Genomic DNA, 16,050 nt, shown 5'->3' on the forward strand with positions numbered 1-16,050 from the left:
CTACAAGGGCTTCCCCCCAGATTGCAAGCAGCCTCCATCCTGGGTCTATTGCGCAGCAATAGACCCAGGTATCGGTATTCCAGTTTTTCCAATCAGATCCAACATTCGCAGCAGACGGCGGGCGGTTGATGTCGTGATGCAAAGGGTGCGGACGGCGGTACTACAAACGGTCATTGGTGCTGCATCTGCTGGCAGCGGACCCTGATGAAAGACGCGCGCCGGGGGCTCCATTCGTTAGTCGGGCTTGGGGAGATTTCTCCCCCGTTATCCCCTTGAGCTAATCGAGCATTCCCCAGCGCAGGTCCAACCTTTGCACATCAACTTTAGGCCTTCACGCGGCGGACTGTGGGATCTCGGATGTCATGTCACTTCAAGTCGTGGCAGGCGTGGTTCAGGCAGGCATCTTGAACCCCTCCCCACGTTGCAACACCGCCCAGCACATGCGCGCGTTCTTGGCCGCCACGGCCACCACCGCGCGCCAGTAGCCGCGCCGCTCGGCCAGCGCGCGAGCCCAGCGGCTGACCGGGTCTTGTCTGGGGTTTGTCTTGTTCATCGCCAGCGCCAGCACCGCCCTGGCGCCCATCACCAGCAGGCTGCGCAGGTACGGGTCGCCAGCCTTGGTGATGCGGCCCAAGCGCTGTTTCCCACCTGAGCTGTACTGCCCGGGCACCAGCCCGAGCCAGGCGCAGAACTGGCGGCCGCAGGCAAAGTCGTGCCCATTGCCCACGGTGCTGACCAGCGCCGTGGACGTGGTCTCGCCAATGCCCGCCAATTGCATCAAGTGCTGCGCGGGCGTGCTTTGGCGGGCCATGGTCTGGATGTGCCGGTCGTACTGGCCAATACGTTCGTCGAGCCGGGCGACCTCGTTCAGCAGGTCCCCAATCACCGTGTTGGCCCAGCCGGGCAAATCCTCCAGGCGGGCCATGGCTTCGCGGCGCACCACGGCTGCCTTGAGCGGCAGCACGATGCCCAGCTCCGAGAGCAGACCCCGGATGCGGTTGAAGGTGGCGGTACGCTGCTCCACAAAACCCTGGCGGGCACGGTGCACCAGCAACTGGCCTTGTTGTTCAATCGATTTGATCGGTACGAAGCGCATGTTGGGCCGGGTGACGGCTTCGCAGATGGCGGCGGCATCGGCCGCGTCGTTTTTGCCGCGCTTGCCCGAGAGGCGGTAGGGGATGACGAACTTGGGCGCCATTAGGCGCACGGTGTGGCCGCACTTTGCAAACTCACGCGCCCAGTGGTGGGCGCCGGAGCAGGCTTCCATGCCGATGAGGCACGGCGGCAGCGAGGCGATGAATTCGAGCAGTTTGGCGCGCGGCACAGTGGGCCGCACCAGGGCGGGCTTGCCTGTGGCGTCCACACCATGAACGGCAAAGACATTCTTGGCGAGATCGATTCCGACGGTGACAATGGCAGACATGGACTTCCCCTTCCGCAAAAACGAGTGAGTTGATGAAAAGTTCGAGCTTCCCATCGTGGCACTCAGTTGCCGAAAACCGCAAGCCTCACGGTGCGCGGCTCGCTCGGGACGGGGAAGTCCCTTTCATTCGTTAGGCGTCACCGGACATTTGTGCCAATATCGGCCCTATTACAGAGAGAAGAAAATGGACATGCACGTAACTAGAAATCTCTATACACAAAAAGCCGAAATTTTGCGCTACTTGCGCGATCGAGCAGCCGAATCACATGGCGAAATTATTCGAATCCACGGTGAACGGGACTACAAGGAACGTGGCGCTGCAATAAACAAAGCAATAACGCTTACTACAACAAATCTAAAAACCATAATTTTTCAGCGTGCCTTAGCTCAGGGGTGGAGCAGGGATGAGGTCTTAAAGAATATCCTTATCGTAACTTACTGCTCTTACGTTGTAATGATTGAGTTCAGGAATATGGTTTGGCCATATGAATACATGGCATTCTCCCGAAGAGTTGGAGAACTATGGGAGCCGTTCTGCAAACTTTGCTTCGACTACCCTGTAAGAAATGACGTTGAACTTTATGAGCCTCCATTATTCTCAGAGGTCAAAGAGCGACTGCAAGAAGAGATTCGGCAGTACATCTTTAATCTAAATCTGAAAAATGAAGAAAAAGAACAACTGCTTTCGTATTACGACAAAGTCTGGAGTCTGGTTACCTCTGGCGAAATCAAGCTGGAGCTTGATCTCCACTTCAGAATAGGGCAAAACAATTTCAACGTTGACTTCAAGAGCGGATTTCAATCTAACGAAAAAGGAAATACAAACCGTCTGCTATTGGTGGCATCAATATACAAAAACATCATTGGCGCAAATAATGAGTGCCTGTTATTTGTAAGGGCAAACGAAGACGATAATAACCATTATCTTCAGACGCTCAAGAATTCAGGCATCTGGGGTGTCTATTGCGGCGCAGAAACTTATGAAAAAATTCACGAATATAGCGGCTTTGATTTAGCAGGCTGGATAGAAAACAATATTTCATGGAGTAACGACCTCTCACAAGAAACACACGACCATTTTCATGCGAATGATCTTACGAAGTATTTAACATGGTAGCTCTAGCCAAGAGAAAAACGGACGAGTTTCAAGCATTCTATACAAGTTGTAACCACATAACAGGCTATATGGTTGGGCTATTGGAATGCGATTCTGAAATGTCAATTTTAGAGCCGTGCGCTGGTGATGGCGCATTCATTGACGAGCTTCTCAGCCAAAATTATAAGTCGAGTATCGCTGCCTTCGAAATTGATGGTAAAAGTGTTGGCAATTTAATAAACAAATATCGAACCTCCAGCAATGTGCATATTCAGCAGGCCGACTTTGCTTTCCTTGAATTGGAACCGATCTTTGACAGGGTTATCGCCAATCCACCTTACGGTGCTTATCAAACCCCAGAAAAGAGGGCAAGACTGAAAAGCACCTATCCCGATATATATGCGAAAGAGACATATGGAATATTTTTGGTCAGAGCAATGGAATTGCTTAAACCAAATGGACGCTTGGTGTTTATTGTCCCTGACACTTTCTTAACCCTTCATATGCACGAAGGGTTAAGAAATAAGATTCTTTCCGAATACAAAATCGAATCAATTGCATTATTCCCATCAAAATATTTCCCTGGCGTAAATTTTGGATATGCTGGGCTTTCAATAATTTCAATCAAAAAATCCCGCGTTTCCAATGAATGGAGCTTCCCTATATACAAAGGGCTTTCCAGCCCGGAGGAGCTAGAAGCCTTGCTAACGCCAAAGAAGGAATCCTTTGTAGCTGGCAGGCTCTCATATGGGAAGTTAAAAACAAACCCTTCGCTCTCTTTCTATCTTTCCGATGAATCAAGGGTTCAAAATCTTTTGGATCAGGATTTGCCAACAGTTGACACCATCTGTCATGTTGTAACTGGTTTCTATTCTGGCAATGACGCTCATTATTTAAGAAGAGCAAATTCTGTTGTTCGCGGGGCAAAAAAATATGCCTCCGTTGATGAAAATTTGATTTGCGATATCAATCACCAGTTAAACCCACCGCTTGAAGGGATTGTAGGTAAAAATTACTGGGTGCCGATTGTTAAGGGTGGAAACCGGCGTTTCCATAAACCTTCAGAATGGTTTATGGATTGGAGCAAAGCTTCAGTACACGACTACAAAGTGGTCAACAAGAAAAAAGCGAGATTTCAAAATTCTCGGTTTTATTTCAGTCAAGGCATCGCTGTGCCTATGGTTTCGTCCAGTTCAATTACTGGCTCGCTGATAGATGGCAGATTATTTGATCAATCTATAGTTGGGATTTTTCCAAAAGAAGGGATGCAGCATTTACTGATGTATTTGTTAGGCTTTTTTAATTCAAGAATATGCAATCAACTTATTAGAACCATTAACGCAAGCACAAATAATTCGTCAAATTACATAAAAAAAATACCCCTCATAATTCCAGGGCAATGCCAACTCGATGAAGTTTCAGCCATAGTTTGTAAGCTGTGCGACCTTGCAAAAAATAGAGAAATCGGAGAATCTGACTTGTGCGAGATGAATGGATATTTCGATCAAATCTTCGGCATAAAAACGCATAACCCGGCAGTCCACACGGACGCTGCGCGATAAAGCCGCGCAGCGCCGGTGACTTCTACGTTAGGCCTCATGATCGTTAATCCTGCACTCGTCCGCCGCCGCGTTGCGCAAGGCGTCGCCATGGTGGTGTTTCTGGCGCTGCTGCCCGAGGTTGCGCAGCGGTGGACGCCGTCGGTCGCTCGTTATATTCCGCCTTTTCTGTTGTCCACCGTGGTTCTCACGAGCCTCTCGTACGCGTTGGCTGTCTGGCGTACGCGTTGGTTCTTTTCGTTGCTTTTGCCGGGTCATGAGTTGATCACGAGCAACCTCCTCACGTCGGAGAAGCGGCGCGGTGAAGTGCTGAGTGCCTTCGTCAGCGTGGTTGTTGCCCTGTCTCTTTCAGCTATGTGGGTTGCTTCCCTGCTATGAGTGCTGCGCTGCCTGCGTTCACGCAAGTCTGCATCGTCAGCGTTGATCCGCTGGTTCTCGGTCGAGAGCCGCCGCTGGGGCGTGGATTGACACGTGAAGTGCGACACCTTCAACCGTAGGCTCACGTACTATGAAAACCTTCCACTCCGCGCCCCAGCCTAACTGTCAGGTCAACTCGGACGCAACCAAGGGCCATGCCTTCGGCATTTTCATGGCCCTTGGTTGTGCCCTCCGCCCTGGCGGGCTCCGGCGCCGGTTACCTTGGTAGTTGAACTACTGCTTCGCTGACCTAGCAGCGCCTGCTCCTGGCCAAAAACAGCCCCGCAACAGTCGCCCGTCCCGGCGCGCCGCAGCGCTGATTTTTCTCGAGAAATTGAGCGCCGCTCAACCCTCCAGCATCACACCCAAGGCCTGCAGCTTTTTCGCAAACGCGTCCCTGCGTTTGTCCGCCCGTGCCGCCGTATCGACGGCGGCTTGAATGGCTTTGGGGCCTTTTTGGGCGGCCTTGTTGATCAGGCTGCGCTTGTGCGCAGCATCGGCTTCAGCCCGCTTGAAAGTGGCGATCAATTCGGCATGGGCGACGGGTGGTTTCATAGGTTGGGGATTGTATGAAACACCATTTTTGCGCGGTTTGATTTGATTACCGTTTGACGCCGCGTGACCTGTCATTCAGCAAGGTGGCCCTTCGGTGGTACCCACCACCACGCCACCGCCACCAGCACCGCAAACGCGGTGTAGGCCGCCACAAACACCCACCAAGGGGCTTCCCAATACAGCAGGCGCGACAGCCAGTGCTCGATGAAACTTTGCGTGTAGCTGCCCTGGCCGGCCAGGCGGCGCAGGTCTTGTTCCCAGACGGTCAGGGGGCAGAGCTGGCCGAGCCAGGTTTGTGCGGTGATGAAGGCCATGAGGCCCAGGTGGGTGAGGCGCAGGCCGCGCCGGCGCACCCAGCGCCAACCCCTTGCGCCACCCAGCAACACCAGCGGCAGCAGACCCACCACAAACACCACCAGCCCCAGGTGCAGGGCCAGCAGGGTGTCGGCCAGCAGGGCCGCCCAGGCGGGCGTGATGCTCATGGGGGTGGTGTGGCCGCGTTGGCGGGCCGGGTTGCTGTGCTGCTCAATCGAACATGTCGGGCTGGGTGCGCAGCAAGTCGTTCCAGATGGTCTGGAAGTGCAGCCAGCCAATGTATTCGCTGCCGACGTGCTCGCGGCTGTAGCGTGCCTTCTCCGGCGGCACCAGCCGGGGTTTGATGCCTGTGGCTTGCACCAGGAGCTGCTGCTGGCAACAGCGTTCCAGCGCAATGAACCAGAACGCGGCCGCTTCGATGCTGTGGCGGCTGGCGGTCAGCAGACCGTGGTTTTGGTGGATGGCGGCTTTGACGCCTTTGAACCAGTCGGCCACTTTCAACCCGGCTTTTACCTCGACCGCGACTTGACCGGCTTCGTCGCTGATGACCACATGGTCTTCAAAGAACGCGGCGGCGTCTTGCGAGATGGGCTCCAGCGGCTGGGCGAGTGCCGCAAACGCCGTGCCGTACAGCGTGTGGGCGTGGCACATGGCGACGATGTCCGGGTGGGCTTCGTGCACGGCGGCGTGCAGCACAAAGCCGGCGCGGTTGATCGCATGCTGGCCCTCGACCACATGGCCCTGGTGGTCGGCCAGGATCAGGTTGGACACCTTGACCTGCGCAAAATGCACCGCCATGGGGTTGGTCCAATACAGGTGCGGGTGCTCGGGGTCGCGCACCGTCAGGTGCCCGGCAAAGCCGTAGTCAAAGCCCTGCAGCGCAAAGGCGCGGCAGGCGCCCACGAGCCGTTCTTTCAGGTGGCGCCGGTGCTCGGCGTGGCTGGTGAAGTGGGGAATGCCGGGGAATATGCGCCCGTGCTGGTCGGGTTGGTAGATCGAAACCTTCTCGTCGGTGAGGGGGTCAAAGCGCGGCTCGCGCTGGGGCGTGATGTGCATCTCGGGTCCTGCGGGGGAAGGGGCAACGTGCCTCGTTTCAATGAAAAAAGGCCGTCAGCGTTTGCACACTGACGGCCGCGCTGAACAGAGACCGTGCTCAGTTCACCTTGAAATACTCAGACACCACTTTCCAGCGGTTGTCTTGCAGCTGCGACAGGCGGGTGGCGTCGCTGCCCAGGCGCTTGGTGGGGCTGAAGGTCATCTGGGAGCTGCCGAAAATGTCCGGTGGGATCACCATCGTGTCCATGGCTTTGATGAAGCTTTCGGTGGTCAGGTTGGTGCCGGCTTTGCTGGCGGCGCGCAAGAACGAGTCAACCAGCGAGTAGCCGTACACCGAGAACACGGTCGGGTCTTCGTTGAACTTGGTCTTGTACTTGTTGGCCCAGAACCGGATCGGCTGTGAAGCTTCGTCGGTGTAGGGGTTTTGCACCGTCATGGTGGCGTAGAAGCCGTTCATGGCGGGGCCGCCCAGCTTGTGGATCAAGTCAGTGTAAGCGGCGCTGGAGCCGATAAAGGTGGGGTTGAAGCCCAGGCGGCGGGCGGTGGCAATGCCGCCAATGGTCTCGCGAATGATGGTGCCCATGACGACCAGGTCGCACTGGGACGAAGCCAGCTTTTGCATTTGCGACGAGAAGTCTGTGGCGCCGCGCTTGTAGGTGGTGACTTCGGCAAACTGCATGCCCGCTGCCTTCAGGCCGGCCTCGGCGCCGCGGAACACTTCCAGGCCGAACTCGTCGTCCTGGTACATGGTGCACACCTTCTTGGCGTTTTTCTCTTTGGCCAGCTTGGGCACGGCCACGCGCATCTGGTCGTAGTAGGTGGCGGCAAACGAGTACTTGAGCTTGTGGAATGGCTCGTACATTTCACGCGCGGCGGTCACGGGGAAGAAGTTGATCACGTTCTTCTGAAACTGCACCGGCATGGCGGCCATGTTTTGGGCGGTGCCAATGTGGCCAACCATGGCAAAAATCTTGTCCTGGTTGACGAGCTTCTGCGCGGCCAGCACGGCGCGGCGTGGCTCGTAGCCCGAGTCTTCCACCAGCAGCTTGATCTTGCGGCCGTTGATGCCGCCTTGCTCGTTGGCTTCGTCCACGCGCAGCATCATGCCAAAGCGCACCTGCTTGCCAAAGCCGGCCAGTGGGCCGGACAGGTCTTGAATGGAGCCCAGCACCAGCTCGTTTTTGCTGACGCCTTGCGACTGCGCCATGGCCGCTGTGCTGGCCAGGGCCAGGCTGGCGGCGATCAATGTCAGGGTGTGTTTCATGTCTCGTGTCTCCTTCGTTGTGAATGGGATGGGTGATCAAAAAGCACTGGCTGCGCGTCAGCTGTACATAGCTTCAATTTGCGGGTTGTATTTCTTTTCCACCAGCTTGCGCTTGAGCTTCATGGTGGGCGTGAGTTCTTCGTCTTCGGCGCTGAGCTGGGTGTCGAGCAGGAAGAACTTTTTGATCTGTTCCACCCGGGCAAACTTTCTATTGACGCGGTCGATCTCGTCTTGAATAAGCTGCTGCACTTCGGGGGCACGCGTGAGGCTGGCGTAGTTGGAAAACGGCACGTCGTTGTCCTGCGCATATTTTTCGACGTTCTCCTGATCAATCATGATGATGACGGTGAGGTAAGGGCGCTTGTCGCCGATCACCACCGCGTCGGTCACGTAGGGCGAGAACTTCAACTCGTTTTCCAGTTCGCTGGGGGTGATATTCTTGCCGCCTGCGGTGATGATGATGTCTTTCATGCGGTCGGTGATGCGGAAAAACCCTTCCTCATCGACCACGCCCACATCGCCTGTGTGCAGCCAGCCATCGGCGTCGATGGTCTCGGCGGTTTTCTCGGGCTGGTTGAGGTAGCCCATGAACACGTTGGGCCCGCGCACCAAGATTTCGCTGGTGACCGGGTCCAGCCGCACGTCGTTGTAGCTCGCGGCTGGGCCAATGGAGCCGGGCTTGATGCGCTCGGCCGGCACGCCGGTGGACGCGCCGCAGGTTTCGGTCATGCCCCACACCTCCAGCATGGGTACGCCCAGGGCCATGTACCAGCGCACCAGCTCGGGTGAAATGGGCGCGGCGCCGGTGACCAGAAAACGCGCTTTGTGAATGCCGATGAGCTTGCGCACGTTGTTGAGCACCAGCACCCGCGCCAGGTGAAACTGCAGCTTGAGCGGGGCGGGCACCGGCTGTTGCGCCATCACCAGGTCGGCCACGCGCTGGCCCACACCAATGGACCAGGCGTAGGCGGCTTGCTGCAGCTTGCCGGCTTCTTTCAGCGTGATCATGACGCCGGAGTAAAACTTTTCCCACACGCGGGGCACGGCGGTGAACACCGTGGGTGCGATCTCGCGCACGTTTTCCGGCACGGTTTCGGGGTTTTCAACGAAGTTGAGTTTGGCGCCGGTGTAGAGCGAAAAATACTCGCCGCCCATGCGCTCGGCAATGTGGCACAGCGGCAAGAAGCACATGCATTCGTCGGCGTCGCTGCGGGCAATGAGCGTGTTGTAGCCGCGCACGGTGTACACCAGCCCGTGGTGGCTGTGCATGGCGCCTTTGGGTTTGCCGGTGGTGCCTGATGTGTAAACCAAAATGGCGAGGTCGCTGGGTTTGCAAGCGGCCACGCGGGCTTGCAAGGCGTCGGGGAATTGTTTGGCGTGCTCGCGGCCCAGCGCGCGCAGCGCGTCCAGGCTCATCACTTGCGGGTCGTGCAGGTCGCGCAGGCCTTCCATGTCAAACACCACAATCTTGCGCAGCTTGGGCAGTTGCTCGCGCACGGCCAGGGCTTTGTCGAGCTGTTCGTCGTCTTCCACAAACAGCACCGTGGTGCTGGAGTCTTCACACAGGTACTGCACCTGCTCGGCTGCGTCGGTGGGGTAAATGCCGTTGGACACGCCGCCCGCGCTGAGCACGGCAATGTCGGCCAGCACCCAGTCGATGTTGGTGTTGGACAAGATGGAGGCCGTGTCGTGCGGCGCGAAGCCCAGCGCCAGCAGGCCGTTGCCGATTTCGCGCACCGCCTCGGCGGTCTGGTTCCAGGTCCAGCTGTGCCAGATGCCAAAGTCTTTCTGCCGCATCCAGACGTTGGGGCCACGCGCTTTCACCGCGTTCCAGAACATGGCTGGAATGGTGTCGCCGGGCAACACCACGGCGGTTTGCGGCTGGATGCCGGAGAGGTCCCAGAGATTACTCATGCTCGATGTCCAAGGTCAAAACCACATTCGATACGCAGGGGAGCCGTGCAACCCAGGGCACAGCCGGGCTGGCTTTGCCAGACGGCCAGTGCCGCCCCCTGGGGGGTAGCGCGAAGCGCTGCGGGGGGAGCCACATCTAGCGCCAATTTTTCTTCTTCTTCCAGCGCCGGTCTGCGCGCACGCCTTCTTCCTTCATGCCCAGGTAAAACTCCTTGATGTCGTCCTTCTCGCGCAGGTGGGCGCAGGTGTCTTCCATCACGATGCGGCCGTTTTCCAGCACGTAGCCGTAGTCCGAAGCGTTCAGCGCCATGTTGGCGTTTTGCTCCACCAGCAAGATGGTGGTGCCGCGCTCGCGGTTGATGCGCACCACGATCTCGAAGATCTCTTTGGTGAGCTTCGGGCTCAGGCCCAGGCTCGGTTCGTCGAGCAAGATCAGGTCGGGGTTGGCCATGAGGGCGCGGCTGATGGCCAGCATCTGCTGCTGGCCGCCCGAGAGCAGGCCGGCGTCTTGCAGTGCGCGCTCACGCAAAATGGGAAAGTAGTTGAACACCACCTCCATGTCGCGCGCCACGCCGTCGCGGTCTTTGCGGGTGTAGGCGCCCATCAGCAGGTTGTCGCGCACCGAGAGCAGCGGAAACACTTCGCGCCCTTCGGGCACGTGCATCAGGCCCTGCTGCACGATGTGCGCCGGGTCCTGGGCGGTGATGTTTTCGCCCTTGAATTCGATGCTGCCCTTGCGCGGGTCGATGATGCCGCTGATGGTTTTCAGAATGGTGGTTTTGCCCGCGCCGTTGCTGCCCAGCACGGTGGCAATTTCGCCGCGGCGCACCTGCAGGCTCACGCCACGAATGGCTTTGATGGGGCCGTAGGCGCTCTCGACGTTGAGCAGCTTGAGCACGGCGTTGTCAGTGACCGGGGCCGTCATGCGGATGCTCCCACGTGGTTCTCACGCCGCAGGCTGGACACGTCGTCCACCGAGCCCAGGTAGGCCTCGATCACGCCGGGGTCGCGCTGCACTTCGGCCGGTGTGCCGGTGGCCAGTTCGGCGCCCATGCTCATGGCCAGCACGCGGTCGGACACCTTGGACACCAGGGTCATGTCGTGTTCCACCATCAGCACCGTGATGCCCAGCTCGTCCTTGATGTCGGTGATCCAGAACGCCATGTCTTCGGTTTCTTCCACGTTCAGGCCTGAAGAGGGTTCGTCCAGCAGCAGCAGCTTGGGTTCGGTGCACAAAGCGCGCGCCAGCTCAACCACTTTGCGCACGCCATAAGGCAGCCCGGCCACCATCGATTCGCGGTGGTGTTGCAGGTCCAGCAGTTCAATGACCTGCTCGACTTTTTCACGCGCCTCAATTTCGGCTGCGCGGGTTTTGGCGGTGAAGAAAATCTCGCTCCAGAGCCCGGTTTTGCGGTGGGTGTGGCGGCCAATCAGCAGGTTTTGCAGCACCGTGGCGTGTTCAAACAGCTCGATGTTTTGAAAGGTGCGCGCAATGCCCAGGCTGGCTATTTTGTGCGGCGGCTGGTCGGTGAGCTTGAGCATGCCTTGCGGCCCGGCGTAGTCGATGGTGCCGGTGGTGGGCGTGTAGATGCGGCTGATGAGGTTGAACACCGTGGTCTTGCCGGCGCCGTTGGGCCCGATCAGGGTGAACACCTCGCCGCGCTTCACATCGAAGCTCACGTTGTTGACCGCCAGCACGCCGCCGAAGCGCACGCTGAGGTTCTTCGCTGAAAGAAGGATGTCGTCTGTCATGAAAGACTCGCCAAAACAGAAGCGGCACAGGCGAAGAAGCCCAAGCCGGGAACACCGCCGAACCGGCTTTGCCGGGTGGCAGGTGTTGCCCCCTTGAGGGGGTGACGCGAAGCGGCGCGGGGGTGGTGTTCCATCATTTCAACCGGTCGGATTTTTGGAAGCTCTTTTGCCGCTTGAACATACCCTTGCGGTAGAACGGAAAGAGCTGGAAGTAGGTGCGGATCTTGAGCCAGCGGCCGTACAGACCCATGGGTTCAAACAACACAATGGCGATCAACACCATGCCGTAGACCACGCCCTTGATGCCGGCGGCTTCACCAATCACGGCGGGCAAAAAGTCTTTGCCAATGGCGATCAGCTGCGGCATGACGATGATGAAAATGGCACCCAGAAACGCCCCGTGGATGGAGCCCAGGCCGCCAATCACCACCATCAGCAGCAGGTCGACCGACTGCAGCAGGCTGAACTGGTCGGGCGACAAAAACTGGATCTTGTGGGCGTACAGCGCACCGCCAATACCGGCCAGCGCAGCCGACAGCGCAAAGCTCATGGTTTTGTAGCGCGCCAGGTGAATGCCCATGCTCTGCGCAGAAATTTCCGAGTCGCGGATAGCGACAAACGCCCGGCCGGTGCTTGAGCGCATGAGGTTGACGATGGCCAGCGTGGACGCCACGGTGATCAGCAGGCACAAGAAGTAAAACTCGTTGGACGAGTCCAGTTCCCAGCCAAACAGGCTGGGTTGGTTCACCATCAGGCCCGAGTTGCCGCCGGTCATGCTTTCCCAGCGCGCCATGCCCTCTTCCACAATGAAGCCAAACGCCAGTGTGGCCATGCCCAGGTAAATGCCTTTCACCCTCAGCGCCGGCAAGCCCACCACCATGCCCACAGCGGCCGACAGCAAACCCGCGCAAGCCAGCGCAATGGGAAACGGCACGCCCGCGTTGACCATGATGGCCTGCGTGTAAGCGCCCACGCCCAGAAACGCCGCATGGCCCAGCGAAAACAGGCCCGTGAAGCCGGCGAGCAGCATCAGCCCCAGGCCGACGATGGCGTAGATCAGCACAAAGGTGAGTTGCGCCAGCCAGTACTCTTGAATAAGCCAGGGCGCTGCCACCAGCAGCACGCCCAGCAGGCTGTACCAGAAGGTATGGCCGCCGTGCTTGGCCAGCCGGATGTCCTGGTTGTAGTCGGTCTTGAAGAGAAATCTCATTTAGTCTCCGCAGAGCCGCCTCAAGGAGGCTGAGGCCCCCTCGGGGGGCAGTGAATACACGAAGTGATGAACGTGGGGGTTCATGTCATCAAACCTTTTTTCGGAGTTTTTCGCCGAACAGCCCGTTGGGCTTGAGCACCAGCATGATCAGCACCACGATGTAAGGCGCAATGTCCTTGAAGCCTTCGGCCATGTAGAAGCCCGCCAGCGCCTCCACGATGCCAATGATCAGCCCGCCCACAATGGCGCCGGGCAGGCTGCCAAAGCCGCCCACCACCGCCGCCGGGAACGCCTTGAGGCCGATGAAGCCCATGTTGGCGTGCACAAAGGTGATGGGCGCGAGCAGCAGGCCGGCAATGGCCGCCACCGCGGCAGCCAGGCCCCACACCAGGCCGTTGAGCCGCTTCACGGGAATGCCCATGTAATAAGCCGCCAGCTGGTTTTGCGACGAAGCCTGCATGGCAATACCGAGCTTGGTGTAGCGGAACATGGCAAACAGGCCGGCGCACAGCACGGCGGTGGCGCCAATCACCACCACCTGCTCGGCCGACACCACCAGCGTGCCCAGGCGCAGCACCTCGCCCGCATAGGGCACGGGCAGGGTGTGGGTGTCGGTGCCAATGTCGGGGATCATGGTGATGAGCCCGCGCAGCACATAGCCCACTCCAATCGTCAGCATCACGATGGAAAACGCCGGCTGGCCCAGGATGGGGCGGATCACCACCCGCTCCAGCAGCACGCCAAACACGCCCATGCCCACAATGGCGGCGGGCACCGACAGCCAGAACGGGAAGCCCAGCACGGTCATGGCGGCCAGGCCGCCAAAGGCGCCCACCATCATCAGGTCGCCCTGGGCAAAGCTCACCGTTTCGGTGGCCTTGTAGATCAGCACGAAACCCAGGGCGATGAGTCCGTAGATACAGCCCTGGGCCACACCGCTGATGAGCAGTTGCAGCAATTGCACGCTTGTCTCCTAAATTGTTCTCTGGGGCGCCAGACGGGTGAACACCTGCGTATGCAGGTGGCATTTCCGAACGCCCGTGCTTTTGCGGAGCTTAGTCGGGGACTCAAAGGCTTGCCCATGGGGGTTTCCCGCAGGACAGTGCTGTAGGCGACACAACGGACATTTGTGCCAAGCGGCCGCTTGGTGAACGCATGCCGGGGCGCTATGCTGAATACTTCATTGTTAAGAGCCTGCCATGAAGTCCATACGCATTGGTGCCGGTCTCGGCTTTTACGGCGACAACTGGGAACCGGTGGTCGCGAGCATCGAACGCGGCAACGTGCAGTTCATCGCCAGCGACCACCTGGCCGAACTCACCCTGGCCATTTTGCAAAAAGACCGCCAGCGCGACCCGGCGCTGGGCTATGCCCGCGATGTGGTGCCCATGCTGCTGCGGCTATGGCCGCTCATGGCTGAGCGCGGCGTGCGCTTTGTGTGCAACGCGGGCGGGCTCAACCCGCACGGAGCCGCGCAGGCGGTGCTGGCGGCATTTGCCGCCAAAGGTTTCACGGCGCGGGTGGCGGTGGTCACCGGCGACGACGTGTTGCCGCAGTTGCTCGACGCCTCAAAGCCGGCCGACGGTTGGGCGCACCTGTTCACCGGCGAACCGGTGGCGGGTGTGCGCGAGCGCCTGGTGTTTGGCAACGCCTACCTGGGCGCGCAGCCCATCGTGCAGGCGCTGGACGCGGGGGCCGACATCGTCATCACCGGGCGCGTGGCCGACGCAGCGCTGTTTTTGGGCCCGCTGGTGCACAGCCTGGGCTGGACGCTCACCGGCGCCACGGCCCAGGCCGACCTGGACCGCCTGGCGCAAGGCCTCACCGTGGGGCACCTGCTGGAATGCTCGGGCCAGGGCAGTGGCGGCAACTTTGGCAGCCAGGGTGCCTGGCAGGCCATACCCGACCTGACGCATATTGGCTACCCCATTGCCGAGGTGTGGGAAGACGGCACCGCGCTCATCACCAAGGCGCCGGGCACGGGCGGGCGCGTCAACTTCGACACCGTGCGCCAGCAGTTGCTGTATGAGGTGCACAACCCGCACGCTTACCATGCGCCCGACGTGGTGCTGGACATGGGCCATATCACCCTGCACGACGAAGGTCACGACCGGGTGCGCCTCACGGGTGCACGCGGGCAGGCGCCGAGCGACCAGCTGAAGGTGGTGGCTGGCTACCGCGACGGCTACAAAGCCGAGGTGACCTGGGGCTTTTCATGGCCCGATGCCTGGGACAAGGCTCAGGCCGCGCAGTCCGCTATCCTCACCCAGTTGCTTGAAAAACGCATACCGCACGACGAGCTGTACATCGAGCACCCCGGCCTGAATTCGGCCCACGGCGCCCTGGCGCCCCTGCCCGATGCCGACGCCCTCAACCAGCTCAACGAGGTGTGGACACGCATGGTGCTGCGCACCCCGGTGAAAGCCGCCGCCGATGGCTTCGGGCGCTTGTTTCCCTGGCTCGCGCTGAGCGGGCCGGCCTACACCTGCGGCTTTCATGGCCTGCACAACACCAGCGAACTGCTGGGCATCTGGCCCACCCTGGTGCCCCGCGCGGCGGTGGAGCCAGGTGTGCGCGTGCAACTGCTGGAAGGGTCGGCGCCATGAACACATCGGTTGACATGAAGGACAAGGTTCGCGTGCCGCTGGCGCGCCTGGCCCACGCCCGCAGCGGCGACAAGGCCGACTGGGTGGACTTTGGCCTGTTCGCCTGGAACGCAGCGGGCTACGCGCTGCTGGCCCGCGAAGTGACGGCCGAGCGGGTGCGCACCCACTTCATGCCGTGGCTGGGGAGCGACATGACTGGCGAGGTGGACGCCTGGCTGTTACCCAACCTGCTGGCGATCAAACTGGTGCTGCGGGGTGCACTGCAAGGCGGTGGCGCGCGCAACCTGCGGCTGGACAACCTGGGCAAATCCATGGCGGGTGCGCTGCTGCGCATGGAGGTTGAGGTGACGCCCGCCGAGCTGGCCGAGGCGCTGGCCGCCCCGCGCGTGGGCTGGTGGGGCGAGGGCGCGCCATGAACGCGGCGCTGATCGGCCGCAAGCCTGAGGCGGCCAAGGCCTGTGCTGACATGGATGAAGCTTCGGTGCGCTCTGCCACCGAGGCCTGGATCGCAGCCTTCAACCGCGCCGATGCGGCGGCCATGGCCGCGCTGTACGACCCGCAAGCGGTGCTCTGGGGCACAACCGCCACGCAGCTCATCACCACGCCACAGGGCATTGCGGCGTATTTCGACGCTGTGTTTGCCCTGCAACCCGTGCCCCGCATGGCGCTGGTGGAGGCGCTGCCCAGGGTGTTTGGCGACGTGGCGGTGAGCTCGGGCCGCTACACGCTCACGCTGTCCCCCGCGCCGCACCTGCGCGAGGTGCCGGCCCGCTTCAGCTTCACTTACCGCCGCACCGCAGGCATATCCGGCCTGTGGCGCATCGTGGACCACCATTCGTCTGCCATGCCCGCGCCACTGGCTGCGCTGGCCGCAGCCGCCTGA

At 59.8% G+C, this 16,050-nt stretch carries 16 protein-coding genes; 6 read left to right on the forward strand and 10 right to left on the reverse strand.

Translation table 11 applies throughout. The features are described from left to right. Window positions 1-391: 391 nt before the first annotated feature. Window positions 392-1,423, reverse strand: coding sequence for an IS110 family RNA-guided transposase (locus AC0GNR_RS10340; protein ID WP_472900876.1), 1,032 nt, complete (start codon window positions 1,421-1,423; stop codon window positions 392-394). Window positions 1,424-1,607: 184 nt separating this feature from the next. Between AC0GNR_RS10340 and AC0GNR_RS10345 the strand changes: the two genes are divergently transcribed. From AC0GNR_RS10345 to AC0GNR_RS10355, 3 genes are read left to right on the forward strand one after another with little or no spacing between them, the layout of a single operon-like run. After that, window positions 1,608-2,540: a hypothetical protein gene (locus tag AC0GNR_RS10345; protein ID WP_472900877.1), complete on the forward strand. Its 933-nt coding sequence runs from the start codon at window positions 1,608-1,610 to the stop codon at window positions 2,538-2,540. Then, window positions 2,534-4,081, forward strand: a complete 1,548-nt coding sequence (locus tag AC0GNR_RS10350; RefSeq protein WP_472900878.1) for an Eco57I restriction-modification methylase domain-containing protein — start codon at window positions 2,534-2,536, stop codon at window positions 4,079-4,081. The genes AC0GNR_RS10345 and AC0GNR_RS10350 overlap by 7 nt, the downstream gene beginning before the upstream one ends. Before the next feature lie 36 nt (window positions 4,082-4,117). Beyond that, window positions 4,118-4,456, forward strand: coding sequence for a hypothetical protein (locus tag AC0GNR_RS10355; RefSeq protein ID WP_472900879.1), 339 nt, complete (start codon window positions 4,118-4,120; stop codon window positions 4,454-4,456). Between the two features lie 384 nt (window positions 4,457-4,840). On the opposite strand, the gene AC0GNR_RS10360 is transcribed toward AC0GNR_RS10355, so the two are convergent. The 9 genes from AC0GNR_RS10360 to AC0GNR_RS10400 all read right to left on the reverse strand — a co-directional run bounded on the left by AC0GNR_RS10360 (window position 4,841) and on the right by AC0GNR_RS10400 (window position 13,525). Beyond that, window positions 4,841-5,050, reverse strand: coding sequence for a hypothetical protein (locus AC0GNR_RS10360; protein WP_472900880.1), 210 nt, complete (start codon window positions 5,048-5,050; stop codon window positions 4,841-4,843). A 71-nt stretch (window positions 5,051-5,121) separates the two neighbouring features. Then, the gene (locus AC0GNR_RS10365; RefSeq protein WP_472900881.1) at window positions 5,122-5,532 is read right to left on the reverse strand and encodes a DUF2784 domain-containing protein; all 411 of its coding nucleotides are present in this window, start codon (window positions 5,530-5,532) and stop codon (window positions 5,122-5,124) included. A gap of 43 nt (window positions 5,533-5,575) precedes the next feature. After that, on the reverse strand, window positions 5,576-6,421 hold the full coding sequence (locus AC0GNR_RS10370) for a class II aldolase/adducin family protein (protein WP_472900882.1): 846 nt from the start codon (window positions 6,419-6,421) through the stop codon (window positions 5,576-5,578). Window positions 6,422-6,518: 97 nt separating this feature from the next. Further along, window positions 6,519-7,685, reverse strand: coding sequence for an ABC transporter substrate-binding protein (locus AC0GNR_RS10375; RefSeq protein ID WP_472900883.1), 1,167 nt, complete (start codon window positions 7,683-7,685; stop codon window positions 6,519-6,521). 57 nt (window positions 7,686-7,742) lie between these two features. After that, entirely contained in the window at window positions 7,743-9,599 is a 1,857-nt protein-coding gene (locus tag AC0GNR_RS10380; RefSeq protein ID WP_472900884.1) for an AMP-dependent synthetase/ligase, read from the reverse strand. Between the two features lie 136 nt (window positions 9,600-9,735). Then, window positions 9,736-10,524 carry an ABC transporter ATP-binding protein gene (locus tag AC0GNR_RS10385; RefSeq protein ID WP_439114658.1) on the reverse strand — a complete coding sequence of 263 codons (789 nt, stop codon included), beginning with the start codon at window positions 10,522-10,524 and terminating at the stop codon, window positions 9,736-9,738. Next, window positions 10,521-11,351, reverse strand: a complete 831-nt coding sequence (locus AC0GNR_RS10390) for an ABC transporter ATP-binding protein (protein WP_472900885.1) — start codon at window positions 11,349-11,351, stop codon at window positions 10,521-10,523. Before AC0GNR_RS10390 ends, AC0GNR_RS10385 begins: the two co-directional genes overlap by 4 nt. 133 nt (window positions 11,352-11,484) lie before the next feature. After that, the gene (locus tag AC0GNR_RS10395) at window positions 11,485-12,561 is read right to left on the reverse strand and encodes a branched-chain amino acid ABC transporter permease (protein WP_472900886.1); all 1,077 of its coding nucleotides are present in this window, start codon (window positions 12,559-12,561) and stop codon (window positions 11,485-11,487) included. Between the two features lie 88 nt (window positions 12,562-12,649). Beyond that, the gene (locus tag AC0GNR_RS10400; RefSeq protein WP_439114655.1) at window positions 12,650-13,525 is read right to left on the reverse strand and encodes a branched-chain amino acid ABC transporter permease; all 876 of its coding nucleotides are present in this window, start codon (window positions 13,523-13,525) and stop codon (window positions 12,650-12,652) included. A gap of 235 nt (window positions 13,526-13,760) precedes the next feature. Between AC0GNR_RS10400 and AC0GNR_RS10405 the strand changes: the two genes are divergently transcribed. The 3 genes from AC0GNR_RS10405 to AC0GNR_RS10415 are packed head-to-tail and all read left to right on the forward strand — an operon-like array spanning window position 13,761 to window position 16,050. Further along, window positions 13,761-15,167 carry an acyclic terpene utilization AtuA family protein gene (locus tag AC0GNR_RS10405; RefSeq protein WP_472900887.1) on the forward strand — a complete coding sequence of 469 codons (1,407 nt, stop codon included), beginning with the start codon at window positions 13,761-13,763 and terminating at the stop codon, window positions 15,165-15,167. Then, window positions 15,164-15,583, forward strand: coding sequence for an AtuA-related protein (locus AC0GNR_RS10410; RefSeq protein WP_472900888.1), 420 nt, complete (start codon window positions 15,164-15,166; stop codon window positions 15,581-15,583). Before AC0GNR_RS10405 ends, AC0GNR_RS10410 begins: the two co-directional genes overlap by 4 nt. Beyond that, window positions 15,580-16,050, forward strand: coding sequence for a nuclear transport factor 2 family protein (locus AC0GNR_RS10415; protein ID WP_472900889.1), 471 nt, complete (start codon window positions 15,580-15,582; stop codon window positions 16,048-16,050). Before AC0GNR_RS10410 ends, AC0GNR_RS10415 begins: the two co-directional genes overlap by 4 nt.

The organism is Hydrogenophaga sp. LT287, from assembly GCF_055702805.1.

Bases quoted from the DNA above. Each gene is read 5' to 3' on its own strand.
- AC0GNR_RS10340 (WP_472900876.1), bottom strand. From the start codon at position 1,423: ATGTCTGCCATTGTCACCGTCGGAATCGATCTCGCCAAGAATGTCTTT.
- AC0GNR_RS10345 (WP_472900877.1), top strand. From the start codon at position 1,608: ATGGACATGCACGTAACTAGAAATCTCTATACACAAAAAGCCGAAATT.
- AC0GNR_RS10350 (WP_472900878.1), top strand. From the start codon at position 2,534: ATGGTAGCTCTAGCCAAGAGAAAAACGGACGAGTTTCAAGCATTCTAT.
- AC0GNR_RS10355 (WP_472900879.1), top strand. From the start codon at position 4,118: ATGATCGTTAATCCTGCACTCGTCCGCCGCCGCGTTGCGCAAGGCGTC.
- AC0GNR_RS10360 (WP_472900880.1), bottom strand. From the start codon at position 5,050: ATGAAACCACCCGTCGCCCATGCCGAATTGATCGCCACTTTCAAGCGG.
- AC0GNR_RS10365 (WP_472900881.1), bottom strand. From the start codon at position 5,532: ATGAGCATCACGCCCGCCTGGGCGGCCCTGCTGGCCGACACCCTGCTG.
- AC0GNR_RS10370 (WP_472900882.1), bottom strand. From the start codon at position 6,421: ATGCACATCACGCCCCAGCGCGAGCCGCGCTTTGACCCCCTCACCGAC.
- AC0GNR_RS10375 (WP_472900883.1), bottom strand. From the start codon at position 7,685: ATGAAACACACCCTGACATTGATCGCCGCCAGCCTGGCCCTGGCCAGC.
- AC0GNR_RS10380 (WP_472900884.1), bottom strand. From the start codon at position 9,599: ATGAGTAATCTCTGGGACCTCTCCGGCATCCAGCCGCAAACCGCCGTG.
- AC0GNR_RS10385 (WP_439114658.1), bottom strand. From the start codon at position 10,524: ATGACGGCCCCGGTCACTGACAACGCCGTGCTCAAGCTGCTCAACGTC.
- AC0GNR_RS10390 (WP_472900885.1), bottom strand. From the start codon at position 11,351: ATGACAGACGACATCCTTCTTTCAGCGAAGAACCTCAGCGTGCGCTTC.
- AC0GNR_RS10395 (WP_472900886.1), bottom strand. From the start codon at position 12,561: ATGAGATTTCTCTTCAAGACCGACTACAACCAGGACATCCGGCTGGCC.
- AC0GNR_RS10405 (WP_472900887.1), top strand. From the start codon at position 13,761: ATGAAGTCCATACGCATTGGTGCCGGTCTCGGCTTTTACGGCGACAAC.
- AC0GNR_RS10410 (WP_472900888.1), top strand. From the start codon at position 15,164: ATGAACACATCGGTTGACATGAAGGACAAGGTTCGCGTGCCGCTGGCG.
- AC0GNR_RS10415 (WP_472900889.1), top strand. From the start codon at position 15,580: ATGAACGCGGCGCTGATCGGCCGCAAGCCTGAGGCGGCCAAGGCCTGT.